Raw genomic sequence first — 25,868 nt, forward strand, 5'->3', positions numbered from 1 at the left:
TAGCGCACTGGGGGGCTTGCGGCAAGACCCGGGGCGTGCCGCAGAATCGTCGGCCGAGGCCACAACCTGCGGAAACGGGGCATGAGCAGTGCTGGAGCAGTACGTACTGGATCTTCAGGACGTCGACGAGACGCAGGTCGCGGTCGTCGGCGGCAAGGGCGCGCACCTGGGCGGGCTGTCGCGGATCGACGGCATCCGCGTGCCGGACGGCTTCTGTGTGACGACGGACGCCTTCCGGCGGATCATGGCGGAGGCGCCGTCGATCGGCGATCGGCTCGATCAGCTGTCGCGCGTGACTCGCTTTGCCGGCGAGGGGGACGAGGGCGACCGGGAGGCGATCCGCACGCTCAGCGCGCAGATTCGCCGGACCATCGAGGAAATCGCCATCCCGGAGGATCTCGCGGCGGCGATCACCCGCGCGCTCGCCCGACACGGCGAGCAAGCCGCCTACGCCGTCCGGTCCAGCGCGACGGCGGAGGACCTGCCGACGGCCTCCTTCGCCGGCCAGCAGGACACGTACCTCAACGTCGTGGGGCCGGCGGCGATCCTCCAGCACGTCAGCCGGTGCTGGGCCTCGCTGTTCACCGAGCGGGCCGTGACCTACCGCGGGCGGAACGGCATCGACCACCGTACGGTCCACATGGCCGTGGTCGTGCAGCGGATGGTCCTCCCCCATGCGGCCGGCATTTTGTTCACGGCAGACCCCGTCACGGGCAACCGGAAGGTCGCCACCGTGGACGCCGGCTTCGGCCTCGGTGAGGCTCTGGTCTCCGGCCTGGTGAACCCGGACGTCTTCACGGTGCGCGACGGCCAGGTCGTCGCCAGGACGATCGCCGCCAAGCAGCGTGCCGTCCGCGCCCTGCCGGCCGGCGGTACGCAGGAAGTGGCGATCGACGCGCGGCGGCAGGAGCAGCCGGCGCTGACGGATGCGCAGGTCGTGCGGCTCGTGCGGCTCGGGCGGCGGATCGAAGCGCACTTCGGCCGCCCGCAGGACATCGAATGGTGCCTGGTCGACGACGACTTCCAGATCGTCCAGAGCCGGCCGATCACGACGCTGTTCCCCATTCCCGAGGCCGACGGCCAGGAGAATCACGTCTACGTCTCCGTCGGTCACCAGCAGATGATGACCGACCCCATGCGGCCTCTGGGGTTCTCCATGTGGCAGCTGACGGCCATGGTGCCGATGCACGAGGCCGGCGGGAGGCTGTTCGTCGACGTCACCCGGCGCCTGGCATCGCCCGCGAGCCGCACCGCCCTGCTGGACATCATGGGGAAAGGCGACCCGCTGGTCAGGGACGCGCTGGAAACTGTCCTCGCCCGCGACGATTTCGTCCCGTCGCTCCCGGACGCGGCTCCCGGCGGGCCTCCCCCGGGCCCGGGGGGCCGGGGAGGTGCCCCCACCGGCGGCGCGTCCGCCCCGGTCGAGACCGATCCGGCCCTCGTCACCGAGCTGATCGAGCGCAGCCGGGCCTCCCTCGCCGCCCTGGAGCGCGACATCCGGACGAAGACCGGGCCGGCGCTGTTCGACTTCCTGCTGGAGGCCTTCGAGGAGCACAAGCGGATCCTCAGTGATCCGCTGAGCATGCAGGCGATCATGGCGGGGATGGAGGCCACGTGGTGGCTCAACGACAAGCTGCGGGAGTGGCTGGGCGAGAAGAACGCGGCTGACACGCTCACGCTGTCCGCCCCCGGCAATGTCACCTCGGAGATGGGGCTGGCGCTGCTCGACGTCGCGGATGTGATCCGCCCGCATCCGGAGGTGGTGGCGTTCCTGCGGGGCGTCGAGGACGCCGAGTACGCCGAGGAGAACGCCTTCCTGGACGAGCTGGCGAAGCTCCCGGGCGGGACCGAAGCCCGCGACGCCATCGAGGGCTACCTCGACCGGTACGGCATGCGCTGTGCCGGCGAGATCGACATCACGAGGCCGCGGTGGCGCGAGCGCCCCACCACGCTCGTGCCCGTGATCCTCGACAATGTCAGGAACTCCGAGCCGGGCGCCGCCGAGCGGCGCTTCGAGCAGGGGCGGCAGAAGGCGCGGCAGAAGGAACAGGACGTGCTGGCACGCTTGCGGGCCCTGCCGGACGGGGACCGGAAGGCCGACGAGACCAAGCGGATGATCGACCGGGTCCGGACCTTCATCGGCTACCGGGAGTACCCGAAGTACAACATCGTCAGCCGCTACTTCGTCTACAAGCAGGCCCTGCTGGCGGAGGCCGAGCGCCTCGTGCAGACAGGCGTGCTTCCCGAGCAGGAGGACATCTTCTACCTCACGTTCCAGGAGTGCCACGACGCCGTGCGCGCGAACCAGGTGGACGGCCGGCTCATCCAGCAGCGCAAGGACGCCTTCCGGTCGTACCAGGCGCTCACCCCGCCCCGGGTGCTCACCTCGGACGGCGAGGCCGTCACCGGGGCGTACCGGCGCGACGACGCGCCGGCCGGCGCCCTGATCGGCCTGCCGGTCTCCGCCGGGACCGTCGAGGGAAGGGCCCGCGTCATTCTCGACATGGCGAAGGCCGATCTCGAGGCGGGCGACATCCTGGTCACGACCTTCACGGACCCCAGCTGGTCGCCGCTGTTCGTCGGGATCGCGGGCCTGGTGACGGAGGTGGGCGGTCTGATGACCCATGGCGCGGTGATCGCCCGGGAGTACGGCTTGCCGGCTGTCGTGGGCGTGGAGCAAGCGACCCGGCTGATCCGGGACGGGCAGCGGATCCGCGTGCACGGAACCGAGGGGTACGTCGAGATCCTGCCCTGACCGACACACCACCGAGACGCCTCGTTCACCACGGCACCCGCCGCCGGACCCAGGGGCCCGGCGGCGGGTGCGGCGCGGTTCGGCGACCGCTCAGTGGTTCCAGTGGTGGTTGTCGTGGTGGTGATGGCCGTGGCCGTCGTTCACGCAGGTGGCCGACGCGGGGTTCAGCAGTGCGATGACGTTGATGCTGTTCCCGCACACGTTGATCGGAACGTGCACCGGCACCTGGATGACGTTGCCCGAGAGGACGCCCGGGCTGCCGTAGGCCGAGCCTTCCGCTTCGGAGTCGGCCACGGCGGTGGCGGCGCCGCCGAGGACCGTCGCGGCGGCCAGGGCGGTCGCCACGAGGGCGGTACGGATGGACATGTTTTCTCCCATGAGGAGGTGGCTTGTTCTCTGGGAGAATCACCGGCCACGACCCGTTCGCCACCCTGCCGAAACCGGGACCGCCTGATTGCAGTAGCACATCAGACCGAACGGAGCAGCGGTGGCCGGTCAGCCCGGGCCGGCCGGAATGGCCAGGTATTTGATCTCCAGGAACTCCTCGATGCCGGCCCGGCCGCCCTCGCGGCCCAGCCCCGACTGCTTGATGCCGCCGAAGGGCGCGGCCGGGTTGGAGACCAGCCCGGTGTTGACGCCGACCATGCCGGTCTCCAGGCGTTCACCGACCCGCAGCGCGCGGTCCAGGTTCTCCGTGAAGAGATAGCCGACCAGTCCCCATTCTGTGTCGTTGGCGGCGCCGACCGCCTCGTCCTCGTCGTCGAAGGTGAGGATCGCGGCGACCGGGCCGAAGATCTCGGTGGACATCAGCGCCGAGTCGGGGTGCACGTCGGTGAGGACGGTGGGCGGGTAGAAATAGCCCGCGCCGTCCGGTGCCTCACCGCCGATCAGGGCCTTGGCGCCGCGCTGTACGGCGTCCTGGACGAGGTCGGCGGCCTTGTTCCGGCCGGCCGCGTCGATCAGCGGGCCGACATCGGTGCCGTCCTGCGTACCGGGGCCGACGGTGAGGGCGCCCATCCGCTCGGCCAGCCGGGTGGCGAAGGCGTCGGCCACCGAGCGGTGCACGAAGAAGCGGTTGGCCGCGGTGCACGCCTCGCCCATGTTGCGCATCTTGGCGACCATCGCGCCGTCCACCGCCTTGTCCAGGTCGGCGTCGGCGAAGACGAGGAACGGCGCGTTCCCGCCCAGCTCCATGGAGGTCCGCACGACGGTGTCCGCGCACTGGGCCAGGAGGATGCGGCCGACCTGGGTGGAGCCCGTGAAGGACAGCTTGCGGATGTCGCCGCTGCGCAGCAGGGGCTCGACGACACCAGCCGCGTCGGTGGTGGTGACGACGTTCAGGACGCCGGGCGGCAGGCCCGCCTCGGTGAGGATCGCGGCCAGCGCCAGGCTGGAGAGCGGGGTCTGCGGGGCCGGCTTGAGGATCATCGTGCAGCCGGCCGCGACCGCCGGGCCGATCTTGCGGGTGCCCATCGCCAGCGGGAAGTTCCAGGGGGTGATGAGCAGACACGGGCCGACCGGCTGGCGCATCACCAGGACGCGGTTGGCGCCGTCTGGCGTGCGCGACATGCCGCCGTCGATGCGGACGGCCTCCTCGGAGAACCAGCGGAAGAACTCCGCCGCGTAGCCGACCTCGCCGCGCGCCTCGGCCAGCGGCTTGCCCATCTCCAGGGTCATCAGGAGGGCGAGGTCCTCCTTGCGCTCGATGAGGAGCTCGTAGGCGCGGCGCAGGATCTCGCTGCGGGCGCGCGGGGCCGTGGCCGCCCAGTCCTTCTGCGCGGCGACCGCGGCGTCCAGGGCGCGCCGGCCGTCCCCGGCCGCGGCGTCGGCGACCTGGCACAGCTCGCGGCCGGTGGCGGGGTCGTCCACGGGGAGCGTGCGGCCGCCGGCCGCGTCCTGCCACCGGCCGTCGATGAAGAGCTGCTTGGGGACGGCGTCGACGACGCGGATGCCGGAGCGCGGTGCGTCCGGGGAGCCCGACGGCTGGGTGCTGGTGGTCGTGGTCATGAGCGGTGCCTCCCGGCGGATCGGTACGCGGAACGGGTACGGGCGGCCGGCCCCCTGCCGTGCGGGGCCGGCCGGTCCGGGCGGCGCCTCAGCGGTCGGCGCAGCCCGCCTGGACGGCGGCGGACCAGGCCCGCAGCCCCTCGTCGATCTGCTGCTCGGTCACGATCAGCGGCGGGATCAGCCGGACGACGTTGCCCCAGGGGCCGCACGTCAGGAGCAGCAGCCCCTCCTCGACGGCGGCCTGCTGGACGCGGGTCGCGGTCTTCGGGTCCGGTTCGCCGTCCTCGGTGGTGAACTCGTTCGCGAGCATCAGGCCGAGCCCCCGTACGTCGCCGATGGCGGGGTGCTTGGCGGCGACGTCCTCCAGGCCGCTGCGCAGCCGGGCGCCCATCGTGGCGGCGTTGCCGACCAGCCCCTCGTCCTCGACCACGTCGAGGGTGGCGAGGGCCGCGGCGCAGGCGACCGCGTTGCCGCCGTACGTGCCACCCTGCGAGCCGGGCCGGGCCTTGGCCATCACCGCCTCGGGGGCGGCGATGCCGGACAGCGGGAAGCCGCTGGCCAGGCCCTTGGCGGTGATGACGATGTCGGGCCGTACGCCGAAGTGGTCGTGGCCCCAGAAGCGGCCGGTGCGCCCGACGCCGGTCTGCACCTCGTCCAGGATCAGCAGGATGCCGTGCCGGTCGGCGCGCTCCCGCAGGCCCTGCAGGTAGGCGCTGTTGGCGGGGACGTAGCCGCCCTCGCCGAGCACCGGCTCCACCATGATCGCGGCGGTGTCGGAGGGGTCGGTGACGGTCTGCAGGAGGTGGTCGAACTCGCGCAGCGCGAAACGGGTGGTGGCCTCCTCGTCCCAGCCGTAGTGGCGGCCGTAGTAGTACGCGTTCGGGAAGGGCGCGACGTGCACGCCGCTCATCAGCGGGCCGAAGCCCGTGCGGACCTTCGTGCCGGAGGTGGTGAGGGAGGCGGCGGCGACCGTGCGGCCGTGGAAACCGCCCTGACAGACGACGATGTTGGGCCGCCCCGTGGCCTGCCGGGCGAGCCGCATCGCGGCTTCCACGGCCTCGCTCCCGGAGTTGGCGAAGAAGAGGCTGTCGAGCCCTTGGGGCAGTACGTCGCCGAGCCGTGCGACCAGCTTCTGGAGCGGCTGGTGCATGACGGTCGTGTACTGGCCGTGGATCAGGGTGGCCACCTGTTCCTGGGCGGCGGCGACCACGCGGGGGTGGCAGTGGCCGGTGCTGGTGACGCCGATGCCGGCGGTGAAGTCCAGATAGCGGCGGCCGTCCGTACCGAAAAGGTGGACGCCCTCGCCGCGCTCGGCGACGACGGGTGTGGCCTGGCGCAGATGCTCGGAAAGGTGGCTCATACGACAGCTCTCCCACGGAAGCGGTGCGGATGGACGGTGGGGCCACATGGCCCCGCCCCTGGCCGCGGATCGGCCACAGGCTCCTACTCACCTTGTGGGTAAGGAGTGGGAAGGGTCAACGACCAACGTGTTCGCCGCGCAGGGAGGCCGAGATGTCCTCCAGGCTGCGGCCCTTGGTCTCGGGCAGCTTCCGGTACAGGTAGCCGACGCCGAGGAGGCCGAAGACCGCGTAGAGCCAGAAGAGGCCGGTCGGGGTGAGGGCCTGGATGGTGGTGAGCACGGTGAGCGAGATGGCGAAGTCCAGGCCCCAGTGCGTGACGTTGCCGAAGGAGGACGCCTTGCCGCGGGCCGCGGTGGGGAAGATCTCGCTGTTGATGAGCCAGATCGCCAGGCCCAGGCTGGGCGCGAAGGCGCCGATGTAGAGACAGAGTCCGGCGACCAGCAGGCCGCTGTTCGCGGGCTGTCCGCCGCCGAAGAGGTAGAGCGCGCCGAGCAGCGCGAGGGCGAGGACGACGACGCCGGTGCCGCCGAGCAGCAGCGGGCGGCGGCCGACCCGGTCGACGAGGAGCAGCGCGATGCCGGTGAGGACCATGTTGACCAGGCCGATGCCGAGCGAGGAGAGGATCGCGGCGGAGCTGGCGAAACCGGCCTGCTTGAGCATGGTGGGCGCGTAGTAGATCACCGCGTTGACGCCGACGAGCTGGTTCGTGGCGGCGACGACGACGCCGAGCATGACGGCCGGGCGCATGGCGGGGCGCAGCAGGTCGCGGTAGCCGATCTTCGACTCCTGGGCGGCCAGCGCCTCGATCTCGCGGACCTCGCGCTCGGCCTCCTCGGCGGTACGGGTGCGGCACAGCACGGCGCGGGCCTCGTCGGGGCGTCCGTGGGTGAGCAGCCAGCGCGGGCTCTCGGAGAGCCGCAGTACGCCGGCGAACATCAGCAGGGACGGCACGGCGCCGAGGCCGAGCATCCAGCGCCAGCCGTGCGAGTCGTCGAAGGCGTAGCCGACGAGGTAGGAGACGAAGATGCCGACGGTGATCATCAGCTGGTTGAGCGAGACCAGCTTGCCGCGGCTCTCCTTGGGCGCGATCTCGGCGATGTAGGCGGGCACGGCGAGCGAGGCGGTGCCGATGGCGAGGCCGAGGACGAAGCGGGCGCCGATCAGTACGGCGTCGTTGGGTGCGGCGGCGCAGCCCAGGGCGCCGACGGTGAAGATGCCGGCGGCGCTGAGCAGCGTGCGGCGACGGCCGACGGCGTCGGTGACCGCGCCGCTGACCAGTACGCCGACGATCGCGCCGAGCAGCAGGGAGGCCACGGTGACCTGCTGCATGCCGGAGCTGAGGTGGAATTCCGGGGCGATGTACAGCAGGGCCGAGGAGATGATCCCGGTGTCGTAGCCGAAGAGGAAGCCGCCGAGCGCGGCGACGGCGGACGCGCCGATGACCGCGGCCCGTCCGCGCTTGCGCGGCGGTGCGCCCGGTTCGGGTGGGAGGACGGTGTCGGTGCGGGCCAAGGCAGCTCTCCTTCAGGTGGGCTGACGCGGGGTCAGCTGGTACCGGTTGCGCCCGCACGTCCCGGTCCGGTCGTCCGGCGGACCGGGGCGTGCGGTGCTCCCGCCGCCTGGCGTCCGTCGGCGGGACGGGCGGCGGGAGCCGGTGCCGCGTCGCACGGCAGCCGGAGGGGGCGGCCACGGAAACCTCGGCACGCGACGCTGGGTGCCGGGGCGTCCGGTCGGGATGCGACCGCCCGGTACGGCATCGTGACCGCTCGAACGATTTCGCGCAAGCGTTTGCGCAAGCGCTTTTCTCGGAGACCGCTTCACGTACGATCACGGGGACGGCAGACCGGAGGAGGCACGCATGGCGACCATGGCCGACGTGGCACGTCGGGCCGGGGTCTCGGTCTCGACCGTGTCCCACGTGATCAACGGGACCCGGTTCGTCAAGGAGGAGACCCGCGACCAGGTCCACGCCGCCATGCGCAGCACGGGCTACATCCCCAACACCATCGCCCGCTCGCTGGTGACCTCCAGCACCAAGACGCTCGGCCTCGCGGTGTCGGCGGTCACCAATTTCCACTTCGCGGACATGGTCTCGGCGATCGACGCCACCGCCCGCGCCGCGGGCTACACGCTGCTGATAGCCGACACCCACGACGACCCGGCTGAGGAGCTGCGGGTCGTGCAGAACCTCCACCAGCGCCGCGTCGACGGGCTGCTGCTGGCGACCGCGGCCGGCCCCCGCAGTGCCGCGCTGCGGTACCTCACCGACACCGGCCTGCCCACCGTCCTGATCGACCGCTGCGCCTCCGCCGCCTTCGACCAGATCGGCACGGCGAACGTGGAGTCCACCGCCCGCCTCGTCGACCACCTCGCCGACCTCGGCCACACCCGGATCGGCATGGTCGCCGGGCGGCGCGGCATCCGTACCAGCTCGGAGCGGGTGCGCGGCTGGCAGCGCGGCATGAAGCGGCAGGGCCTGGACCCGGCCAAGGAGCTGGTGGTGGCCGGGCACAGCCACGCGTACATGGCGCAGCAGGTCACCGAGCGGCTGCTGCGCGGCAAGGACGCGCCGACCGCGCTGGTGGTGGGCAACAACCACATGACGCTCGGCGTGCTGCGGGCGCTGTCCCGGCTGGGCCTGAAGGCGCCGCAGGACATCGCCCTGAGCGTCTTCGACGACTTCGAGTGGGCCGATCTGCTGCAGCCGCAGCTGACGGCCATCGCCCAGCCGGTCGAGGAGATCGGCGCCAAGTCCGTACGGATGCTCATCGACCGGATCGCGGACCCGGGCGGCGCGAAGCGGACCGTGCTGCTGGAGCCGACGCTGGTGCATCGCACGTCGTGCGGGTGCCCCGCCGACCCGCCCCGCTGATCGTCAGAGGCCCCCAAGCCCCTTAAGACCCCCCAAGCCCCCTGGACAACCGCGGGCGCGCCTTCTACAGTCTGCCGCGGTCGCCATGTCGGCGGCGGCCGCGTACGAACGTGTCACCCCAGCCGTCCGGTTCGTCGGGAGCCGTGGACGCGCGGGACTCACCCGCCATTCCCTGCCCCGCATGCAGGCCAGTTGGCCGCGCTGCCCTACCGGAGGCACTCCCATGCCCGACACCCCGCACCGCCACCCCGCCCGCCGCACCGTCCTCGCCGGTGCGCTCGCCCTCGCCGGCACCGGCGCGCTGAGCGCCTGGTCCACCGCCCCGGCGACGGCCGCCGCGCCGCGCGCGTACGACGAGACCTACCGCCCGCAGGTGCACTTCTCCCCCGCCGAGAACTGGATGAACGACCCCAACGGGCTGATCCACCACAACGGCAAGTACCACCTCTTCTTCCAGTACAACCCCTCGGGCGCGACCTGGGGCAACATGTCCTGGGGCCACGCCGTCAGCACCGACCTCCTGCACTGGGAGGAGCAGCCGGTCGCCATCCCGCAGACGGACGAGGAGATGGTGTTCTCCGGCAGCGCCGTCTTCGACCGCGACAACACCAGCGGCCTGGGCACCGCGGCGAATCCGCCGCTCGTCGCGATCTACACCAGCATGGTCAAGGCGACCGGCGGGCAGCGGCAGTCGCTCGCCTACAGCATCGACGACGGGGCAACCTGGAAGCGGTACGCGGGCAATCCCGTCCTCGACATCGGCTCGGACAACTTCCGTGATCCCAAGGTCTTCTGGCACGCGCCGACCGCCCGCTGGGTGATGGTCCTCGCGCTCTCCGCCGAGCACCGCATCAGCGTCTACACCTCACCCGACCTCAAGTCCTGGACGCACCGCAGCGACTTCGGGCCGAGCGCGGCGACCGGCGGCGTGTGGGAGTGCCCTGACCTCTTCGAGCTGCCCGTGGGCGACGACCCGGCACGCCGCAAGTGGGTGCTGATCGTCAACCTCAACCCCGGTGGCCCGGCGGGCGGTTCGGCCGGGCAGTACTTCACCGGCGACTTCGACGGCACCCGCTTCACCGCCGACCCGCACGACGCGCCGCGCTGGCTGGACCACGGCGCCGACGCGTACGCGGGCGTCACGTACAACGACGCACCGGGCGGCCGCCGCGTCCTGGTCGCCTGGATGAACAACTGGCTGTACGGCGAGAAGATCCCGACCAGCCCGTGGCGCAGCGCGATGGGCTTCCCCCGCGAACTGGGCCTGCGGGCCGCGCCGGACGGCGGCGCCGAACTCGTCCAGCAGCCGGTCGCCGAGCTGGCCACGCTGCGCCGCAGCCCGGCGCTGCGGATCGCCGGCCGCCGGGTGCGGGCGGGCGCCACCCGGCTGCTGCGGGACGCAGGCCAGACGTACGAGATCGAAGCGGTGCTGCGGCCGGACGGGGCGCGGCGGTGCGGCCTGGAGGTGCGGACCGGGGGCGGGCACCGGACGCGTATCGGCTACGACTCCGGAGACGGCGAGCTGTACGTGGACCGCACGGCGTCCGGCGATGTCGGCTTCGCGCCGGAGTTCCCCGCCGTGCACCGTGCCCCCTTCGCGCTCACCGACGGCGTGCTGCGGCTGCGGCTGATCGTGGACCGCTCGTCGGTGGAGGTGTACGCGGGCGACGGCGCGGTGTGTCTGACCGACCAGATCTTCCCCGACCCGGCCGACACGGGCCTGGGCACCTTCGCCGAGGAGGGCGGGATGCACGTCGAGCGGCTCACGGTGTGGCCGCTGCGCTCCGCCTGGTAGGGCGGCCGCGCCGAGCGCCGGCGGCGTCACCGCCGGGCGTGGCGGCGGCTCACCCAGGGCGCCGCCGCGATCAGCACGCCGCCGCCGGCCATGCCGATGCCGAGCCGCTCGTCCTGCCGGGCGAGCTCGGTGTCGGCGCCGGCCGACGCCTCGGTCTCGTCGGTGATCTCCTGTACGAGCAGGGGGCGTTGGCGGTCGTACACGGCGGGGTCGGACGCGGTCCCCGCCTGTCCGTAGATGACGAGGCCCCACAGGGCGAGGACGGCGCCGATGAGGCTGACGATCAGGCGCGTACCGGTCATGCGCGGCTCCCGGGTCGTGGTGCGTGCCTGAGAGACCGCCGAGCGGCGGGAAAGGTTGCGTACCGGCCGGTACGCGCCGGTGTCCGGACGTCGGCCACCGCCCGTCGAAGCCCACCCGCCAGTTGTAGGGTCGGTGCACTGGCCGCCTGCGTAACAGCAGGTGGCAGCGGAGTGGACGCCGACGGAGAGGGAGGGTGCCGTGATCGGCATCGCGGACATCGAGGCAGTGGCCGACCGGATCGCCGAGTACGGCGTGCGGACTCCGACGGTGTCCAGTCCCGGCCTGACCGCGCTGCTCGGCGCGCCCGTCACCGCCAAGCTGGAACTGCTGCAGCGGACCGGCTCCTTCAAGGCGCGCGGGGCGACGGCCAAGCTGCTGTCGCTGAGCGAGGCGGACCGCGCGGCCGGCGTGGTGGCGGTGAGCGGCGGCAACCACGGCATCGGGCTGGCCGTGATGGCCGGGGTGCTGGGGCTGAAGGCGACCGTGGTGATGCCGCGCTCCGCGCCCGCGCGTGCCGTCGACATCGCCACGGCGGCCGGCGCTTCGGTACAGCTCACCGACGACATGGAGGGCGCCTTCAAGCTGGTCACGGAGCTGGAGGCGGACGGCCTGACGCTGGTGCACCCCTTCGACGACCCGGTGGTGGTGGCCGCCCAGGGCACCGTGGGCCTGGAGCTGGCGGAGGACGCGGGCGAGCTGACGGACGTGCTGGTCAGTATCGGGGGCGGCGGGCTGATCGCGGGCGTCGCGGCGGCGCTGCGCGCGCGCCGCCCCGGGGTGCGGGTCTGGGGTGTGGAGACCGAGGGGGCGCAGGCGATGTCCGAGGCGCTCGCCGCGGGCGGCCCGGTGCCCGTCGAGCTGTCCTCGATCGTGTCCACGCTGAGCGCCCCGGCCGCCTCGCAGCTCACGTACGACCATGTCGCGGAGCTGGTGCACGAGGTGCTGGTGGTGCCGGACCGGGAGGCGGTGCAGGGCGTCCTGGACCTCGCGGAGCACGCGAAGGTCTGGGCCGAGCCGGCCGCCGGCTGTCTGCTGCCGGCGGCCCGTCAGGTGGTCGAGCGGGTCGGGGACGAGGCCCGCATCGGGCTGGTGCTGTGCGGCGGGAACGCCGCGACCGGCGACGTCATGCGCTGGGCCGAGAAATTCGGCCTGCCGCACTGACGCCCCGGGCGCGGCGTCACCTCACGGCTGCGGCCCTCACGGCTGCAGCAGTGTCTTGACCATGCCGTCCCGCTTGGCCTGGAAGGTGGCGTACGCCTCGGGGCCCTCCTCCAGGGGGAGCCGGTGGGTGGCGAAGTCCTCGACGCCGAGGACGTCCGCGTCGTCGAGGAGCGGGAGGATGTCGTCCACCCAGCGGCGGACGTTCGCCTGTCCCATCCGGATCTGGAGCTGCTTGTCGAACATGGTCAGCATCGGCAGCGGGTCGACGTTGCCGCCGTAGACGCCGGAGATGGAGAGGGTGCCGCCCCGGCGGACCGCGTCGATCGCGGTGTTCAGGGCCGCCATCGGGTCCACCCCGGCGCGTTCGGTGATCTTCTCGGCCACCGGGCTCGGCAGCAGCCCGACGGCCTGCTGGGCGAGCTTCGCGCCTGGCGTGCCGTGCGCCTCCATGCCGACCGCCTCGATGACGGCGTCGGTGCCCCGGCCGTCGGTGAGCCGGCGGATCTCGTCGGCGGTGTGCTTGCCGAACTCGTTGAGGTCCAGGGTGTGCACGCCGCGGTCCCGCGCCCGCGCGAGGCGGTCCGGTACCAGGTCCACGCCGATGACCTTCGAGGCGCCGCGGTGCAGCGCGATCCGGCAGGCCATGTCGCCGATCGGGCCGAGGCCGAGGACCGTGACGGTGCCGCCAGGCGGGACGTCCGCGTACTCCACCGCCTGCCACGCGGTGGGCAGCACGTCGGAGAGGTAGACGAAACGGTCGTCCGGTGGCCCGTGCGGGACCTTGATCGGCAGCTGATCGGCGAACGGCACCCGGAGGAACTCCGCCTGGCCGCCCGGCACTTGGCCGTACAGCTTGGTGTAGCCGAAGAGGGAGCCGCCCTTGCCGCGCTCCCGGACCTGGGTGGTCTCGCACTGCGAGTGCAGGCCCTGGGAGCACATCCAGCAGGTGCCGCAGGAGACGTTGAAGGGCACGACGACCCGGTCCCCCGGCTTGAGCCTGGTCACCTCGGAGCCGATCTCCTCGACGACGCCCATCGGCTCGTGGCCGAGGATGTCACCGGGCTCCAGGAAGGGGCCGAGTACTTCGTACAGATGCAGGTCCGAACCGCAGATGCCGGTGGAGGTGATCTTCACCAGCACGTCGGTCGGATCCTGGATCTTCGGGTCGGGGACGGTGTCGATCCGTACGTCCCGCTTCCCGTGCCAGGTGAGGGCGCGCATCGCTGCCTCCTGCTCGGAACGAGCTGTGTCAGGAGTGGGGGGCGCTCAGGACCGGTGGTCCTGGGCGGTGAATTCCTTGACCAGCGCGCCGTTGAAGGCGCTCAGGTCGTCCGGCTTGCGGCTGGTGATCAGCGTGTTGGGGCCGCCGGTGCAGACCTTGACCTGCTCGTCGACCCAGGTGCCGCCGGCGTTGCGGATGTCGGTCCGCAGGCTGGGCCAGGAGGTCAGGGTGCGGCCGCGCACCACGTCGGCCTCGACCAGCGTCCAGGGGGCGTGGCAGATGGCGGCGACGGGCTTGCCCGCGTCGAAGAAGCCCTTGGCGAAGGCGACGGCCTTCTCGTCCATGCGCAGGAAGTCGGGGTTGGCGACGCCGCCGGGCAGCACGAGGCCGCCGTAGTCCTCGACCCGCGCCTCGCCGACGGTGGAGTCGACGTCGAAGGTGTCGGCCTTGTCGAGGTGGTTGAACCCCTGGATCTGCCCGGCCTTGGTGGAGACCAGCCGCGGGGTGTGCCCGGCGTCCTTCACGGCCTGCCACGGCTCCGTCAGCTCGACCTGCTCGACGCCTTCGGGGGCCACCAGGAATGCGACCTGCATTGCGCTCACGTCCTCACGAAAATGCTCGGAATGATCGGAATAACGGGGTGGTATGGGTGCCTTGTCCAGGGTTCCACGGTGGTGCCGGACCATGCGTGTCGAGCTGGGCCGAACGCGCCGCGCCACCGCTTCCGGTTCACCCCACGTACCGCCGTGCCCCGGACCCCCGCCGCGCCTCCTCCAGTGCCGCGATCCGCGCCTCCGTACCGGCGGAGACGGCGGCCCGCTGCCGCAGTACCCAGGGCAGCCCGGCCAGTGCGTGCCCGAAGGCGCGCAGCGAGGCACGGTCGTGCGGGACGGTGCGTGCCAGGTGCGCCGTGCGCCGCACCGCGGGCAGCAGCGGCCTGCGCAGCCAGGTGAACCACAGTGTGTTCCGCAGCCCCAGTACCCGCCGCTCGGTACTGTCCCGGGCGGTGGACGCCGCGTGATGGATCGTCAGCCGTGCGTCGTACGCGAGCCACCAGCCGCGCTCGATGAGGTCCGTGGCCAGCAGCTCCTCCTCGCCCCCCAGCCACAGCCCCGGGTGGAATCCGCCGCCCTCGCGGAATGCTTCGGTGCGCAGCACGGTCGCGGCCGCGAGGAACGAGCCGAGCGCGGGGCCCGGCAGCCAGTCGGGGCCGGACAGCGGGGAGTCGCGCAGCTCGGCGACCACCGGGTCCTCGGTCCCGGCCGGTTCCACGACGATGCGGGCGGTGACGGCGGCGAGCCGGGGCCGGGCGTCGAGGACGTCCGCCGCGTGCCGCAGGGCGCCGGGGTCCCACCAGGTGTCGTCGTCGCAGAACGCCACGTAGGGCGTGCCGGCGAAGTGGACGGCGAGGTTGCGGCCGACGGCACCGAGGTTGCGGCCCGGACGCAGCAGCCGCACTTCGGGGAACTCCCGCGCCACCGCCTCCGCCGTGCCGTCGGTGGAGCCGTTGTCCGTGACGATGACCGGCGGCCGTTCCGGCAGCGCGCGCAACGAGCGGAGCGTGCGCAGGAGTTCGGCGCGGCGGTTGTGGGTGATGACCACGACGGTCGTGCGGCCGTCCGGCCCGGCCACCTGGTCGGCGGTGTCCGCGGTGTCGAGCGCGGTGTCGTTCCCCTCGTGGTGTGTCATGGCTGGTGTGTCCCTGGTCGTACGGAGGACGGTGTGCGGGCCGGGCGCTCCAGGAGGCCGATGGCGTGTTCCACGTCGGCGGGCAGCGGCCGGCGCCGGGTGAGTGCGGGCGGGATGCGGGCGAGCAGGCCCAACAGAGCGGCCGCGGCGCCCGGTTCGCCGCGGGCTGCCGCGCCGGCCAGCGTGGCGGTGCGGCGCAGGGCGACGCGCAGCGGGCGGCGCAGCCAGCCGGTGAGCGCTTCGTTGCGTTGCAGCAGCGGGGACCTGCCGGGCTTGGCGGCGGCGTCCGGGTGGTGGTGGGCGGTGAGCTCGGGGGTGTACGTCACGCCCCAGCCCGCCGCCGCCAGGTCGTAGGCGAGCAGCGTCTCCTCGGCACCGAAGAAGAGCAGCGGGTGGTAGCCGCCGACGTCGAGGTAGGCGCTGCGGCGGACGACGACGGCGCAGGCCAGGAAGCCGAGGACGGGCGTGCCCGGGAACCGGTCGGACGCCGGCAGCGGCGAGTCGGCGAGCACGGCGTTCAGCGGGTCCTCGGCGTTGTCGGGCCCGACGAGGGTGCGCGCCGCCACCAGTCCGAGGTCCGGATGGTCGTCCAGGAGCCGGGCCGCGGTGGTCAGGGCGCCGGGGGCCCACCAGGAGTCGTCGTCGCTGAACGCGACATAGGGGGTACGGGCGTGCCGCACCGCGAGGGTCCGGCCGAGCGCGCCGGTGTTGCGGCCGGGGCACAGCACTTCGGCGCCGGCCGGGTGGGCGCGTACGGCGTCGGCGGTGCCGTCGTCGGAGCCGTTGTCCACGACGATCACCGGGGGCCGCTCGGGGAGTTCGGCGAGCCGGTCGAGAGTATGCAGGACCCCGTTGCGGCGGTTGCGGGTGATGATCGCGACGGTGGTACGGGCCGGGCGCTGCGCGCTGTCCCCGGCGAGCCCGGAGACGGCGTGCTGGTCGGCGGTCATGGGCGGGCCTCCCCGGTGGTCCGGGGCCGGGCCGCGCCGGGTGCGCTGTGGTACGGGACCGCGCCGGGGGCCCGGAGCCTGCGCCGCAGCCGGGCGCGGCCGGACGGCGTGCCGCCGGCCTCGGTGGCGCGGGGCATGGGCGTGACCTCGCGGTCGTGCCAGAGCACGGCTTCCAGTACCTCGTCCACGCCGATCCGCAGCAGCAGCGGGTCGGGCTCGGTGCCGTGCGGGTCGCCGGGCGGGCCCGGGTGCCACAGGGCGGTGTGCCGGTCGCTGGGCGGCGGGCCCCACAGGCGCGGCGGTACCGGCCCGAAGAGGGTCACCGAGGGTGTGCCGTGCGCGACGGCCAGGTGCGCGGTGCCGGTGTCGCCGCTGACGAGCACGGCGGCGTGCGCGACCAGCGCGGACAGCTCGGCGAACGGCAGCCCGCCGGTGAGGACTTCGCCGGGCCCGAGCCCGGCGGCCTCCGCGACGGTGAGGGTCAGGTCCTCCTCCCCCGGGCCGCCGAGCACCACCACCCGCCGCCCGGCGGCGCGCAGCCGGGCGGCGACCGCGCCGAAGCGGCGGGCCGGCCAGCGGCGGGAACCGGCGTCGGCCCCGGGGTGGATGACCACGGCGCCCGGTGCGGCGGAGGGCTCCTCGGGGGCCGGGATGCGGTAGTCCTCGGGGTCGGCGGGGATGCCGTACGCGCCGAGGACGCTGCACCAGCGGGTGCGTTCGTGCTCGCCGCGCTCCCAGACGCCCAGCGCGGCGGCGGGCGAGTCCCGGGCCGCGTACGCGATGAGCCGTCCGGGGTGCAGCTCCGCGAGCACGTCGGCGCTGGCCGGGCCGTTGCCGTGCAGGTCGACGGCGACATCGGGGGGCGCGCCCGGCCAGTGCCGCAGCGAGGGCACGCCGCGGGACGGTGCCTGCGCGGCGAGCACGGCGTCCACGGCGCCGGTGGCCAGCGCCGCGTCGGTCAGGCCCGGCGGTGCGGCGAGCACGATCGCGTGGCCGGGGAAGTGCCGGCGTACGGCGCGCAGCGCGGGCACCCCGGCCAGCAGGTCGCCCAGGCCCAGCGCGCGCAGCACCAGCAGGCGGGGGCGGGGCGAGGCGGGCCCGGTCGGTACGGCGGCGGAGGTCATCACACCACCCTGTCGGCCGCGGCGCCGGGCAGCGGGTCGCCGTGCGGCTCGGCGAGCCGTCCTGCGGCGCGCTCGGCGAGCTTGGTGCTGGACCGCCCGTCCAGGTACGGCAGCAGCATGACCTGGCCGCCCCAGCCCTCCAGTACCTCCGTCTCCGGCATCCGGGTCAGGGCGTAGTCGCCGCCCTTGACCCAGATGTGCGGGCGCAGTTCCTGGAGTACCTGCTCGGGGGTGTCCTGTTCGAAGACGGTGACGGCGTCGACGCAGCCGAGCGCCTGGAGGACGCGTACCCGGTCGGCGGCGGGCACGATGGGCCGTTCGTCGCCCTTGCGGCGGCGTACGGAGGCGTCGGAGTTCAGGCACACGATGAGGCAGTCGCCGGCCCGGCGGGCGGCCTGCAGCAGCGCGACGTGCCCGGCGTGCAGCAGGTCGAAGCAGCCGCCGGCCGCGACGACGGTGCCGCCCGCCGCGCGTACCCGGGCCGCGAGTTCGGCGGCGCTCTCGCCGCCGCCCTGCGGTGCGGCGGCGGAGGTGAAGTGGGTGGTGAAGCCGTGTGCGCCGCCGTCCTCGACGAACTGCGTGGCCGCGTGGACGGCGCCCTGCACGGCGTCCTCGGGCAGCGCCTCGTCGGCCAGCAGCCCGGCGGCGCAGGCGGCGAAGCAGTCCCCGGCGCCGCAGGCGTCGCCCTGCGCGCTCCACGGTGCGGGCACCAGCATGGGCGCCTCGCCGTGCGTCAGCAGCGCGCCGCGCTCCCCCATCGTCACCGCCACCGAGGCGGCCTTCCAGGACCGCAGCAGCGTACGGGCGTCGGATGCGGCCTGGGCGAGCTGTACGCGCGCGCCGTCGGCGGCCGGCTCGTCGCCCGCGCCGCCCCGGCGAGTACGGGTCACGGCCGGCCGGGCCTCCTCGGCGAGCACCGTGGCGAAGGCGCGCGCCTCGGCCGCAGCCGGGGTGGCCAGCTTCACGCCCGGGACGGGCGGCTGCCCGTTGGGGTGCGGATCCCAGACCAGGGGTACGTGCCGGGCGGCGCGGGCGAGCGCTCCGCGTACCGCGTCGGCGGTGCCCCGGCCGTAGTCCGCGACGAGCACGGCGCCCGCGGCGGCGATGGCCCGCTCGGCCTCCTCCGTCGCGCCGCCCGCCCGGCCGTCGCCCTCGTCCAGGCGCAGCAGCGGGCGGTCCCGTGCCATCAGCCGCGTCTTGCTGGACAGCGCGCCCGACAGCGGGAGTTCGACCAGCTGGACCCGGTCGGAGAGCAGCCGGCGCAGGGTACGGCTGGTCTCGTCGTCGCCGAGCGCGGTGACGAAGGTGACCTCGCGGCCGTCCTCGGCGGCCAGGCAGGCGGCGAGCGCCGCGCCGCCCGGCCGGACGGTGCGGCGCAGGCCCTTCAGTACAGGCACCGGCGCGTCGGGCGCGAGGCGTTCGGCGCGCCCGGACAGATCGTGGTCGAGCAGGCTGTCGCCGACGACGAGCAGCGGCGCGGTACGGCTCATGCTTCCTCCACCCGTACGGTGTCCAGGACCGGTTCCTGGCGTACGGCGCCGTCCTGCCGGGCGACGGTCCGGTCGAACGCCTCGCAGATCATGTGGACGGCGACCAGGTGGAGTTCCTGGACGGTGGCGGGCACCGGCGCGTCCACGCACAGCGCCTCGTCCCCGGCCGCCTCCAGCGGGTTGGGGGCCGGCCCGGTCAGCGACCAGACGGTCATGCCGATGCGGCGGGCCTCGGTGGCGGCGGTCAGCAGGTTGGCGCTGGCGCCGCTGGTGGACATCAGCAGCAGGATGTCGCCGGGGCGGCCGTGGGCGCGGGTCTGCCGCGCGAACACCTCCTGCACGCCGTAGTCGTTGGCGATGGCGGTGGTGGAGGAGGTGTCGGCGTGCAGCGCGAGCGCCGAGTAGGCCGGGCGGTCCTCGCGGTACCGGCCGACGAGTTCGGCGGTGAGGTGCTGCGCCTGGGCCGCGCTGCCGCCGTTGCCGGCGACCAGCAGACGGGCGCCCCGGCCCAGCCGGTCGGCCAGGCGGCAGCCCCAGGATTCGATGCGGGAGGCGGAAGCGCGGAAGCGGGCCAGCGCGTCCTGCAGTTCGTCGCAGTGCCGGCCGTCGTCGAGTGCGGTCATCGGGCCACCCCCGAGAGTGCGGGTACGGAGAGCAGGCCGTCGTAGACGGCGGCGACGCCTTGGGCGACGCGGTCCCAGGTGTAGCGGTCCAGGGCGCGTTCGCGGCCCGCGGCGCCGAGGCGGGCGAGCAGTTCGGGGTCGTCCAGCAGGTTCCGGATGATCCGGTCCAGGCCGTGTTCCTCGACCGGCGGGACGAGGACGCCGGTGACCCCGTCGACGACCGTGTCGAGGTGTCCGCCGACGGCGGTGGCGACCACCGGGGTGCGGCAGGCCATCGCCTCGATGGGGACGATGCCGAACGGCTCGTAGCGCGGCAGCGAGAGCACCAGGTCGGCGCTGGACATCAGTGCCGGCATCTCGTCGTGCGAGACCCGGCCCAGCAGCCGTACCCGCTCGCTCACGCCGTGCTCCTCGGCCACCTTGCGCAGCCGGTTCGCCTCCGGGTCGTCGAAGAGCAGCGGCTCCTCGGGCCCGCCGGCGATGAGCAGTTCGGCGTCCGGGATGCCGGCCAGGGCGCGGATGGCCCGGTCGAAGCCCTTGCGGGGGACGAGCCGGCCGACGGCGAGCAGCCGTTTGGGCGCGTCGGGGCGCCGGGCGTCGGGTACGGGCGCGAAGTGGGTGGTGTCCACGCCGCACGGCACGACGCGTACGTGGTCGCGCGGGATGCCCATCGCGAGCAGCTCGCCGACCTCGTCGGAGCAGGTCGCGAGGACGCGGCGGCACGTTCTGCCGATGCGGGCCTCGGTCTCGATGCGCTCGGGCGGGCTGGTGTCGTCCGAGCCCTGGTAGCGCCGCTTGACGGTGCCGAGCGCGTGGTAGGTCTGGACGACGGGGATGCCCAGTTCGCGGGCGCCGGCCAGGGCCGCCGTGCCCGACATCCAGAAGTGCGCGTGCACGAGGCCGGGCGGCGCCGCGGCCCACGTACGCGCCAGGTAGCGGCCGAACTCCGGCATGTGCGCGGGCAGTTCGTCCTTCGGCACGGGGGCCGGGGGGCCTGCCGGCACGTGCACGACCTTGAAGCCGTCGCGGGTGGTGACCGTGTGCGCCAGTGCGGGATCGTCACGCCGGGTGTAGACCGTGACGTCGTGCCCGCGGCGGACGAGGTGCCGGGCGAGCTGTGCCACGTACACGTTCTGACCGCCCGCGTCCGGGCCGCCGAGTGCGGCCAGCGGGCTGGCGTGCTCGGAGACCATGGCGACGTGGGGCGCGGATGCTGCGTGCTTCATCGCGTGACCTCTTTCATGAGTTGATCCCAGTCGTCCAGGAAGCGCCCCACCCCGAAGCGGGCCTGTACGGCGGCCCTCGCTTCCCGGCCCGTCCGTTCGGCGAGGTCCCGGTCGGCGACGAAGCCGCGGACCGCGTCGGTCAGCGTCTCCAGCCGGTTCGAGACCACGCCGGCCCCCTCGGGGACGGCCTCGCGTACCTCGGTGGTGTCCAGTGCCACGACGGGCATCCCGAGAAACATGGCTTCCAGCAGCGAGAGCCCGAGCGAGGTCCACCGGATCGGGTGGACGTACACCCGGCAGCGGGCCAGCGCCGTGTGCAGCTCCTCCTGCGGCAGGTCACGGGTGCGGCACCGGTCCGGCGGCAGGCCCAGATGGCCGGCCAGCCCCTCGGTGCGCATGCCGAAGACGTCCAGCGGCGCCGCGGCGGCGAACCGCGGCAGCAGGTCGGTACCGGTGGTACGGCCGCGCCGCACCGGTTCGTTGACGACGACGGCGGCGCGCTGCTCCTCGCCGGTCCAGCGCGGGCCCGGGTCGATGATGCCGTGTTCCACGACGGTGGTCGGGGCGCGGCCGTTGTCCCACATCAGCCGGTTGAAGTGGGTGACGTGGACGAGCGGGATGTCATCGCGGTCGGCGAGCGGGTGGCGGGTGTCCACGGGCGTCTCGTGCGGGCTGTTGTGCTCGACGTAGACCGCGGGCACGTCGCGTCCCGGGCGCCGCCCGGTCCATTCGTACGCCAGCTCCGCCTCGTGCGGGCGTTGCAGGACCATCAGGTCGATGTCGGCCTCGCGCAGCTGCTCCGGGGAGAGTTCCTGGACGGAGGCCGGCCAGTCCCAGGTACGGGCGCGGCCCAGGCCGTCCGGGCCGCGGTCCGGCGTCACCGGGACCAGGTAGGTGTGCGCCCCCTGGACGAATGCGGTGATCCAGGAGCCGTGCACATGCCAGATGAGGATGTTCATGTGCTCTCCTTGAGCAGTTTCTGCACGGCGAGCACCACGTCGGTCGCGGTGACGTCGTCCAGGCAGGGGTGTCCTGGCTGCGGGCAGTGCCGCGCACGGGTCCCGGCGCACGGCGCCTGCTGGTCGCCGAGGAGGATCGTCGACACTCCGTACGGCGCCCACCGCTCGGCGGGTACCACGGGAGCGAACAGCGACACGACGGGCGTGCCGACGGCCGCCGCCAGGTGCGCGGGCCCGGTGTTCCCGCTGACCACGACGTCGGCGGAGCGCAGCACTCCGGCCAGCCCGCGGGGGTCGGTGCGGCCGCCGAGGTCGCGCGCCACGGTGCCGCTGACCTCACGGGTCAGCTCGGTCTCATCAGGCCCGCCGGTGACGATGACGCGGTGGCCCGCGTCGGCCAGCGCGGCGACCGCCTCGGCGCAGCGGTACGGGCTCCAGGCGCGGGCCGGCGCGCTGGCGCCGGGGTGCACCACGACGTAGGGGCCGTTGCCGGTGAGGCCCACGGTGTCCGGCGGCGGCAGCACGCGCAGCCGGCCGTCGTCGGTGGGCTCGGGGACGAAGCCGAGCGCGGCGGCGGTGTCGAGCGCGGCCTCGGCCTCGTGCCGGCCCGGCAGCCGCCGGTGGCGTACGTCCAGCAGCCGGCCGGGGTGGTCGCGGCTGTCGGCGCCGATACGGCCGACGTGCGCCATCCGCAGCAACAGGGCGGCGGGCAGCGGACTTTGATGGTGGGAGGTGAGGATGAGGGCCGTGTCGTACGCGCCGTCACGCACCCGGCGGATCAGGCCGTGCACGTCCGCGTCCTCGACGCTCGGCGGGCTGAAGCCCTCCCAGGGCGCCTCCCACACCAGTACCTCGTCGACCCCGGGCAGCATCCGCGCCGCGTCCTCGCCGCGCGGCCCGCACACCATCGTGACGTGCGAGGAGTGTGCGGCGACGGCCCGGACGGCCGGGCCGGCCAGCAGCACGTCGCCGAAGCTGTCGAGGCGTACCACGAGTGACCTCATCGGTCCCACCCCCAGGTCTCGGCGGCGGGGACGGGCGCGGTCTCCGGGCCGTGGCCGAGCAGCTGCCGTACGGCGCTGAGCACGTCGGGCGCGGTGTGCGGCGCGGCGGTCACCTCTTCGGCGCGGGTGACGGCGTTCGGTACGAGGACGGCGCGGGCACCGGCCGCCTGCGCGGCCAGCACGTCGGCGCCGATGTCCCCGATCACCACACACTTCTCGGCCGGTACGGCGAGCCGGCGGGCCGCCTCGATGACCAGGCCGGGCTTGGGCTTACGGCAGTGGCACCCGTCCTCCGGGTGGTGCGGGCAGTACACCCAGGTGCCGAAGCCGCCGAGGGCGTCGTCCACCCGGGCGTTCACCAGGCGGACCTGATTCTCGGTCAGCAGGCCGCGGCCCACGCCCGACTGGTTGCTGACGACGGCGGTCGGGATGGCGGCGGCGCGCAGCAGCCGGAGCGCTTCGGGCACGCCGGGCAGCACGCGGACCAGCCGCGGGTCGCTGTTGTAGGGCACGTCCTCGATGAGCGTGCCGTCCCGGTCGAAGAGGACGGCGGCGGGCCGCTCGTGCCGCCCGCCGGACGTATCCCCCGCCGGAAGCGTGTCGTCGTGGCGCGGATCGCTCATGCGGCACCTCGCCAGGCCGCCGCGCGCCGGTGCGCCAGCTCGCCGCGCAGCCGGTGGGCGACGGCGAGCGGCGGGATCACCGCGCTGGTGCAGAGCATGGTGGTGACCTCGTGCCGGGTGCGCGGGCCCGGGGCGATGCGGGCCCAGGCGAACTCGGCGGTGCCGAGCGCCCACAGGGACCCGGCGAGCGCGGCGGCACGCGGGCGGCGGGCCAGCGCCAGGGCTGCCGCCGCCGTCGCGGCGGCGGTGATGGCGGCGTGCCGGGCGAGCCGGCCGCGCGGCGCGTCGGCCCGGTGCCACCAGTCGCCGCCGTGCAGCCGCCGCATCAGGGCGTCGTCGGCGTTGCCGCGCTGGACACGTACGGAGACCCAGCGGTCGGCGGGGCGTACCGGGTGGTGGGTGACGCGCTCGCCGCGGCGCAGGACCCAGCCCGCGTCCAGTACGCGCAGCGCCAGGTCGGCGTCCTCGCGGAAGGCGCGCGGGAACCGCTCGTCGAAGCCGCCGACGTCGCGGAGCGCCGCGCTGCGGTAGGCCATGTCGGCGGTCGCCCAGGCGGCGCCTTCCAGCCCAGCGGTGCCGCGCTCCCAGTCGGTGTGGCGCCGGCCTGCGTCGAGCGGCACGTGGATGCGGCCCTGCACGCCGCCGGTGCGGACGTCCGCCGCCGCCAGGTCGGCGGTGAGCCGGCGGCTCCAGTCGGGCGTCACCCGCACGTCGTCGTCGAGGAAGACGACCCAGGGCGTGCCGACGGCGGCCAGGCCGGCGTTGCGGGCTGCGGCCGGGCCGCGCCCGCCGGTGGCCGTCGTACGGACGCGGTCGCGCAGCGGGCCCGCGGCCTCCAGCGGCAGCGGCTCCCCGGGCTCGGGCCGGTCGTCGACCAGTACCACCTGGTCGGGCCACGGCTCGCCGGCCTCGGCGAGGGCCCGCAGGCAGTCCGTCAGACAGGGCCTGCCGAGGGTCGGTATCACAACGGCGTAGGAGACCTCCGCTCCGGCGGCGCGGTGGACGGGGTCCGCGGTGCCGGTCGCGGTACTCGCGGGGGTGTCGGGTGGTGTCATGCGAACGCCCTCCCCCGGCGGACCGCGAACGGCCCGATGGCCAGCAGGTCGACCGGCGCGCTGCCGAAGCACTCCAGCGCCTCGCGCGGGCTGTCGACCATGGGGCGGCCCGCCGTGTTCAGGCTGGTGTTGACCACGACGGGGATGCCGGTGCGCCGGTCGAAGGCCGCCAGCATCCGGGCCACCAGCGGTTCGGTGCGCTCCTCGACGGTCTGCACGCGGGCCGTGCCGTCGACGTGCACCACGGCGGGGATCTTCGCGCGCCACGGCTCGCGGACGTCGTGCACGAAGAGCATGTACGGGCTGGGCAGCGGCCCGCCCTCGAACAGCTCGGCCGCCCGGTCCTCCAGGACCATCGGCGCGACGGGCCGGAACTCCTCGCGGCCCTTCACGGCGTTGAGCCGTTCCAGGTTGTCGGGGTGCCCGGGGTGCGCGAGCAGGGAGCGGTGGCCGAGCGCGCGCGGGCCGTACTCGCTGCGGCCCTGGTACCAGGCGACGATGCCGTTGTTCGCCAGCTCCTCGGCGACCGTCTCGGCGATGTCGTCGGGCTCCTCGTACGGTACGGCGGCCTCCTCCAGGACGGCCCGCAGCTCCTCGTCGGACCAGCCGCGGCCGAGCGCCGCGGTCGGCATCGGGGAGACGGGGGCCGCTTCCTGCTCCTGGGCGACGTGCAGCGCGGCGCCGAGCGCCGTGCCGGCGTCACCGGCGGCGGGCTGGACCCAGATGTCCTCGTACGGGCCGTCCCGGTACAGCCGGGAGTTGGCCACGCAGTTCAGCGCGACGCCGCCGGCCAGGGACAGGGTCCGCCGGCCGGTCTTCTCGTGCAGCCAGCGGCCGAGGTCGAGCGTCATGTCCTCCAGGCACGCCTGGGCGCTGGCGGCGAGGTCGGCGTGGTCACTGGTGATCCGGCGCCCCGCGAGCCGGCGCGGCACCATCCGCTCCCAGGGCACGTGTTCGGCGACGTAGCCGCCGGTGCCATCGGCGTAGACGTACTCGCGCAGCTGGTCGCGGAAGCGGGGCGTGCCGTAGGAGGCGAGCGCCATCACCTTGTACTCGTCGCTGCTGCGCAGGAAACCGAGGTGGTCGGTGAGCTCTTCGTAGAACAGGCCGAGGGAGTGCGGGAGTTCCTGGGCCGCGAGGACCTTCAGCTCGCCGTCGGAGTAGGCGCCCGCGAGGTGCGAGGCGCACTCGCCCCGGCCGTCGAGGACCAGGACGGCGCTGTCGTCGTACGGGGAGGCGAGCCCGGCGGAGGCCGCGTGGGCGACGTGGTGGGCCACGAAGCGGACGCGTTCGGGCTTCAGGCCGGGCAGCGCCTCGGCGAGGAACTCCGGTGCCCGGCGGGCGTACTCCTGGCGGAGGTGGTCCCAGGGGTCGTCCAGGCCCATCGCCTCGGCGGGACGGGAGAGTTCGGGGTCGTAGGAGTAGGCGACGGCGTCGAGGTCCGCGGGGGTCAGGCCGGCCTGTTCCAGGCACCAGCGGGCGGAGAGCTCGGGCAGTTCCCAGGCGGAGAAGGGGACCGGGCGCTTGCCGTGCTTACGACGGCTGAACCGTTCCTCCTCCGCGGCCGCGACGGTCGTGCCGTCGATGACGAGGGCTGCTGCGGGGTCGTGAAAGAGAGCGTTGACACCAAGGACGCGCATGGAGTGATC

At 73.9% G+C, this 25,868-nt stretch carries 22 protein-coding genes; 4 read left to right on the forward strand and 18 right to left on the reverse strand.

What is annotated here, in order from left to right; genetic code table 11:
* Positions 1 to 88: 88 nt before the first annotated feature.
* Positions 89 to 2,755 carry a rifamycin-inactivating phosphotransferase gene (gene rph / locus ACZ4MH_RS21710; RefSeq protein WP_351592417.1) on the forward strand — a complete coding sequence of 889 codons (2,667 nt, stop codon included), beginning with the start codon at positions 89 to 91 and terminating at the stop codon, positions 2,753 to 2,755.
* A 90-nt stretch (positions 2,756 to 2,845) separates the two neighbouring features.
* Here the strand turns inward: rph and ACZ4MH_RS21715 are convergent, their stop codons facing one another.
* The 4 genes from ACZ4MH_RS21715 to ACZ4MH_RS21730 all read right to left on the reverse strand — a co-directional run bounded on the left by ACZ4MH_RS21715 (position 2,846) and on the right by ACZ4MH_RS21730 (position 7,635).
* Entirely contained in the window at positions 2,846 to 3,121 is a 276-nt protein-coding gene (locus ACZ4MH_RS21715) for a chaplin (protein ID WP_351592414.1), read from the reverse strand.
* Between the two features lie 129 nt (positions 3,122 to 3,250).
* Positions 3,251 to 4,762, reverse strand: coding sequence for an NAD-dependent succinate-semialdehyde dehydrogenase (locus ACZ4MH_RS21720; RefSeq protein WP_351592411.1), 1,512 nt, complete (start codon positions 4,760 to 4,762; stop codon positions 3,251 to 3,253).
* Positions 4,763 to 4,850: 88 nt separating this feature from the next.
* Positions 4,851 to 6,122 carry an aspartate aminotransferase family protein gene (locus ACZ4MH_RS21725; RefSeq protein WP_351592408.1) on the reverse strand — a complete coding sequence of 424 codons (1,272 nt, stop codon included), beginning with the start codon at positions 6,120 to 6,122 and terminating at the stop codon, positions 4,851 to 4,853.
* A 115-nt stretch (positions 6,123 to 6,237) separates the two neighbouring features.
* Positions 6,238 to 7,635 carry a sugar porter family MFS transporter gene (locus tag ACZ4MH_RS21730; protein ID WP_467754643.1) on the reverse strand — a complete coding sequence of 466 codons (1,398 nt, stop codon included), beginning with the start codon at positions 7,633 to 7,635 and terminating at the stop codon, positions 6,238 to 6,240.
* Positions 7,636 to 7,981: 346 nt separating this feature from the next.
* Here ACZ4MH_RS21730 and ACZ4MH_RS21735 point away from each other — a divergent pair, with 346 nt between their 5' ends.
* Positions 7,982 to 8,995, forward strand: coding sequence for a LacI family DNA-binding transcriptional regulator (locus tag ACZ4MH_RS21735; RefSeq protein ID WP_351592402.1), 1,014 nt, complete (start codon positions 7,982 to 7,984; stop codon positions 8,993 to 8,995).
* Positions 8,996 to 9,218: 223 nt separating this feature from the next.
* Entirely contained in the window at positions 9,219 to 10,790 is a 1,572-nt protein-coding gene (locus ACZ4MH_RS21740) for a glycoside hydrolase family 32 protein (RefSeq protein ID WP_351592399.1), read from the forward strand.
* 26 nt (positions 10,791 to 10,816) lie between these two features.
* On the opposite strand, the gene ACZ4MH_RS21745 is transcribed toward ACZ4MH_RS21740, so the two are convergent.
* Positions 10,817 to 11,092, reverse strand: coding sequence for a hypothetical protein (locus ACZ4MH_RS21745; protein WP_351598820.1), 276 nt, complete (start codon positions 11,090 to 11,092; stop codon positions 10,817 to 10,819).
* A gap of 199 nt (positions 11,093 to 11,291) precedes the next feature.
* On the opposite strand from ACZ4MH_RS21745, the gene ACZ4MH_RS21750 reads away from it, so the two are divergent.
* The gene (locus ACZ4MH_RS21750) at positions 11,292 to 12,254 is read left to right on the forward strand and encodes a threonine/serine dehydratase (protein ID WP_351598822.1); all 963 of its coding nucleotides are present in this window, start codon (positions 11,292 to 11,294) and stop codon (positions 12,252 to 12,254) included.
* Positions 12,255 to 12,290: 36 nt separating this feature from the next.
* Here the strand turns inward: ACZ4MH_RS21750 and ACZ4MH_RS21755 are convergent, their stop codons facing one another.
* The 13 genes from ACZ4MH_RS21755 to ACZ4MH_RS21815 all read right to left on the reverse strand — a co-directional run bounded on the left by ACZ4MH_RS21755 (position 12,291) and on the right by ACZ4MH_RS21815 (position 25,859).
* Complete coding sequence (locus ACZ4MH_RS21755; protein ID WP_351598824.1) at positions 12,291 to 13,475, reverse strand: zinc-dependent alcohol dehydrogenase; 1,185 nt, start codon at positions 13,473 to 13,475, stop codon at positions 12,291 to 12,293.
* Between the two features lie 45 nt (positions 13,476 to 13,520).
* Complete coding sequence (locus ACZ4MH_RS21760) at positions 13,521 to 14,069, reverse strand: type 1 glutamine amidotransferase domain-containing protein (protein ID WP_351598826.1); 549 nt, start codon at positions 14,067 to 14,069, stop codon at positions 13,521 to 13,523.
* Between the two features lie 136 nt (positions 14,070 to 14,205).
* Positions 14,206 to 15,165 carry a glycosyltransferase family 2 protein gene (locus tag ACZ4MH_RS21765; protein ID WP_351598828.1) on the reverse strand — a complete coding sequence of 320 codons (960 nt, stop codon included), beginning with the start codon at positions 15,163 to 15,165 and terminating at the stop codon, positions 14,206 to 14,208.
* Positions 15,162 to 16,115 carry a glycosyltransferase family 2 protein gene (locus tag ACZ4MH_RS21770; RefSeq protein WP_351598830.1) on the reverse strand — a complete coding sequence of 318 codons (954 nt, stop codon included), beginning with the start codon at positions 16,113 to 16,115 and terminating at the stop codon, positions 15,162 to 15,164. The genes ACZ4MH_RS21765 and ACZ4MH_RS21770 overlap by 4 nt, the downstream gene beginning before the upstream one ends.
* Positions 16,112 to 17,239: a glycosyltransferase family 9 protein gene (locus ACZ4MH_RS21775; protein WP_351598832.1), complete on the reverse strand. Its 1,128-nt coding sequence runs from the start codon at positions 17,237 to 17,239 to the stop codon at positions 16,112 to 16,114. Before ACZ4MH_RS21775 ends, ACZ4MH_RS21770 begins: the two co-directional genes overlap by 4 nt.
* A complete protein-coding gene (gene rfaE2, locus ACZ4MH_RS21780) occupies positions 17,239 to 18,729 on the reverse strand; it encodes a D-glycero-beta-D-manno-heptose 1-phosphate adenylyltransferase (RefSeq protein WP_351598834.1) in 1,491 nt (496 codons plus the stop codon). The genes ACZ4MH_RS21775 and rfaE2 overlap by 1 nt, the downstream gene beginning before the upstream one ends.
* On the reverse strand, positions 18,726 to 19,352 hold the full coding sequence (locus tag ACZ4MH_RS21785; RefSeq protein ID WP_351598836.1) for a D-sedoheptulose-7-phosphate isomerase: 627 nt from the start codon (positions 19,350 to 19,352) through the stop codon (positions 18,726 to 18,728). Before ACZ4MH_RS21785 ends, rfaE2 begins: the two co-directional genes overlap by 4 nt.
* Positions 19,349 to 20,578, reverse strand: a complete 1,230-nt coding sequence (locus tag ACZ4MH_RS21790; RefSeq protein ID WP_351598838.1) for a glycosyltransferase — start codon at positions 20,576 to 20,578, stop codon at positions 19,349 to 19,351. The genes ACZ4MH_RS21785 and ACZ4MH_RS21790 overlap by 4 nt, the downstream gene beginning before the upstream one ends.
* Positions 20,575 to 21,537: a glycosyltransferase gene (locus ACZ4MH_RS21795; RefSeq protein ID WP_351598840.1), complete on the reverse strand. Its 963-nt coding sequence runs from the start codon at positions 21,535 to 21,537 to the stop codon at positions 20,575 to 20,577. Before ACZ4MH_RS21795 ends, ACZ4MH_RS21790 begins: the two co-directional genes overlap by 4 nt.
* Complete coding sequence (locus ACZ4MH_RS21800) at positions 21,534 to 22,541, reverse strand: glycosyltransferase family 9 protein (protein WP_351598842.1); 1,008 nt, start codon at positions 22,539 to 22,541, stop codon at positions 21,534 to 21,536. The genes ACZ4MH_RS21795 and ACZ4MH_RS21800 overlap by 4 nt, the downstream gene beginning before the upstream one ends.
* Positions 22,538 to 23,164 (reverse strand): D-glycero-alpha-D-manno-heptose-1,7-bisphosphate 7-phosphatase, encoded by a 627-nt coding sequence (locus tag ACZ4MH_RS21805; RefSeq protein ID WP_351598844.1) that lies wholly within the window; start codon positions 23,162 to 23,164, stop codon positions 22,538 to 22,540. Before ACZ4MH_RS21805 ends, ACZ4MH_RS21800 begins: the two co-directional genes overlap by 4 nt.
* Positions 23,161 to 24,219, reverse strand: coding sequence for a glycosyltransferase family 2 protein (locus tag ACZ4MH_RS21810; protein ID WP_351598846.1), 1,059 nt, complete (start codon positions 24,217 to 24,219; stop codon positions 23,161 to 23,163). Before ACZ4MH_RS21810 ends, ACZ4MH_RS21805 begins: the two co-directional genes overlap by 4 nt.
* Positions 24,216 to 25,859 (reverse strand): carbamoyltransferase family protein, encoded by a 1,644-nt coding sequence (locus ACZ4MH_RS21815; protein WP_351598848.1) that lies wholly within the window; start codon positions 25,857 to 25,859, stop codon positions 24,216 to 24,218. The genes ACZ4MH_RS21810 and ACZ4MH_RS21815 overlap by 4 nt, the downstream gene beginning before the upstream one ends.
* Between the last annotated feature and the right edge of the window lie 9 nt (positions 25,860 to 25,868).

The sequence above is a fragment of the Streptomyces sp. NPDC026301 genome (assembly GCF_055567935.1).

What these genes read in the sequence shown, in the direction of transcription:
- ACZ4MH_RS21720 (WP_351592411.1), bottom strand. Translation starts at nt 4,762, where the DNA reads ATGACCACGACCACCAGCACCCAGCCGTCGGGCTCCCCGGACGCACCG.
- ACZ4MH_RS21790 (WP_351598838.1), bottom strand. Translation starts at nt 20,578, where the DNA reads ATGAAGCACGCAGCATCCGCGCCCCACGTCGCCATGGTCTCCGAGCAC.
- ACZ4MH_RS21785 (WP_351598836.1), bottom strand. Translation starts at nt 19,352, where the DNA reads ATGACCGCACTCGACGACGGCCGGCACTGCGACGAACTGCAGGACGCG.
- ACZ4MH_RS21815 (WP_351598848.1), bottom strand. Translation starts at nt 25,859, where the DNA reads ATGCGCGTCCTTGGTGTCAACGCTCTCTTTCACGACCCCGCAGCAGCC.
- ACZ4MH_RS21805 (WP_351598844.1), bottom strand. Translation starts at nt 23,164, where the DNA reads ATGAGCGATCCGCGCCACGACGACACGCTTCCGGCGGGGGATACGTCC.
- ACZ4MH_RS21725 (WP_351592408.1), bottom strand. Translation starts at nt 6,122, where the DNA reads ATGAGCCACCTTTCCGAGCATCTGCGCCAGGCCACACCCGTCGTCGCC.
- ACZ4MH_RS21795 (WP_351598840.1), bottom strand. Translation starts at nt 21,537, where the DNA reads ATGAACATCCTCATCTGGCATGTGCACGGCTCCTGGATCACCGCATTC.
- ACZ4MH_RS21770 (WP_351598830.1), bottom strand. Translation starts at nt 16,115, where the DNA reads ATGACCGCCGACCAGCACGCCGTCTCCGGGCTCGCCGGGGACAGCGCG.
- ACZ4MH_RS21760 (WP_351598826.1), bottom strand. Translation starts at nt 14,069, where the DNA reads ATGCAGGTCGCATTCCTGGTGGCCCCCGAAGGCGTCGAGCAGGTCGAG.
- ACZ4MH_RS21765 (WP_351598828.1), bottom strand. Translation starts at nt 15,165, where the DNA reads ATGACACACCACGAGGGGAACGACACCGCGCTCGACACCGCGGACACC.
- ACZ4MH_RS21775 (WP_351598832.1), bottom strand. Translation starts at nt 17,239, where the DNA reads ATGACCTCCGCCGCCGTACCGACCGGGCCCGCCTCGCCCCGCCCCCGC.
- ACZ4MH_RS21740 (WP_351592399.1), top strand. Translation starts at nt 9,219, where the DNA reads ATGCCCGACACCCCGCACCGCCACCCCGCCCGCCGCACCGTCCTCGCC.
- ACZ4MH_RS21745 (WP_351598820.1), bottom strand. Translation starts at nt 11,092, where the DNA reads ATGACCGGTACGCGCCTGATCGTCAGCCTCATCGGCGCCGTCCTCGCC.
- ACZ4MH_RS21810 (WP_351598846.1), bottom strand. Translation starts at nt 24,219, where the DNA reads ATGACACCACCCGACACCCCCGCGAGTACCGCGACCGGCACCGCGGAC.
- ACZ4MH_RS21755 (WP_351598824.1), bottom strand. Translation starts at nt 13,475, where the DNA reads ATGCGCGCCCTCACCTGGCACGGGAAGCGGGACGTACGGATCGACACC.
- ACZ4MH_RS21735 (WP_351592402.1), top strand. Translation starts at nt 7,982, where the DNA reads ATGGCGACCATGGCCGACGTGGCACGTCGGGCCGGGGTCTCGGTCTCG.
- ACZ4MH_RS21715 (WP_351592414.1), bottom strand. Translation starts at nt 3,121, where the DNA reads ATGTCCATCCGTACCGCCCTCGTGGCGACCGCCCTGGCCGCCGCGACG.
- rfaE2 (WP_351598834.1), bottom strand. Translation starts at nt 18,729, where the DNA reads ATGAGCCGTACCGCGCCGCTGCTCGTCGTCGGCGACAGCCTGCTCGAC.
- ACZ4MH_RS21800 (WP_351598842.1), bottom strand. Translation starts at nt 22,541, where the DNA reads ATGAGGTCACTCGTGGTACGCCTCGACAGCTTCGGCGACGTGCTGCTG.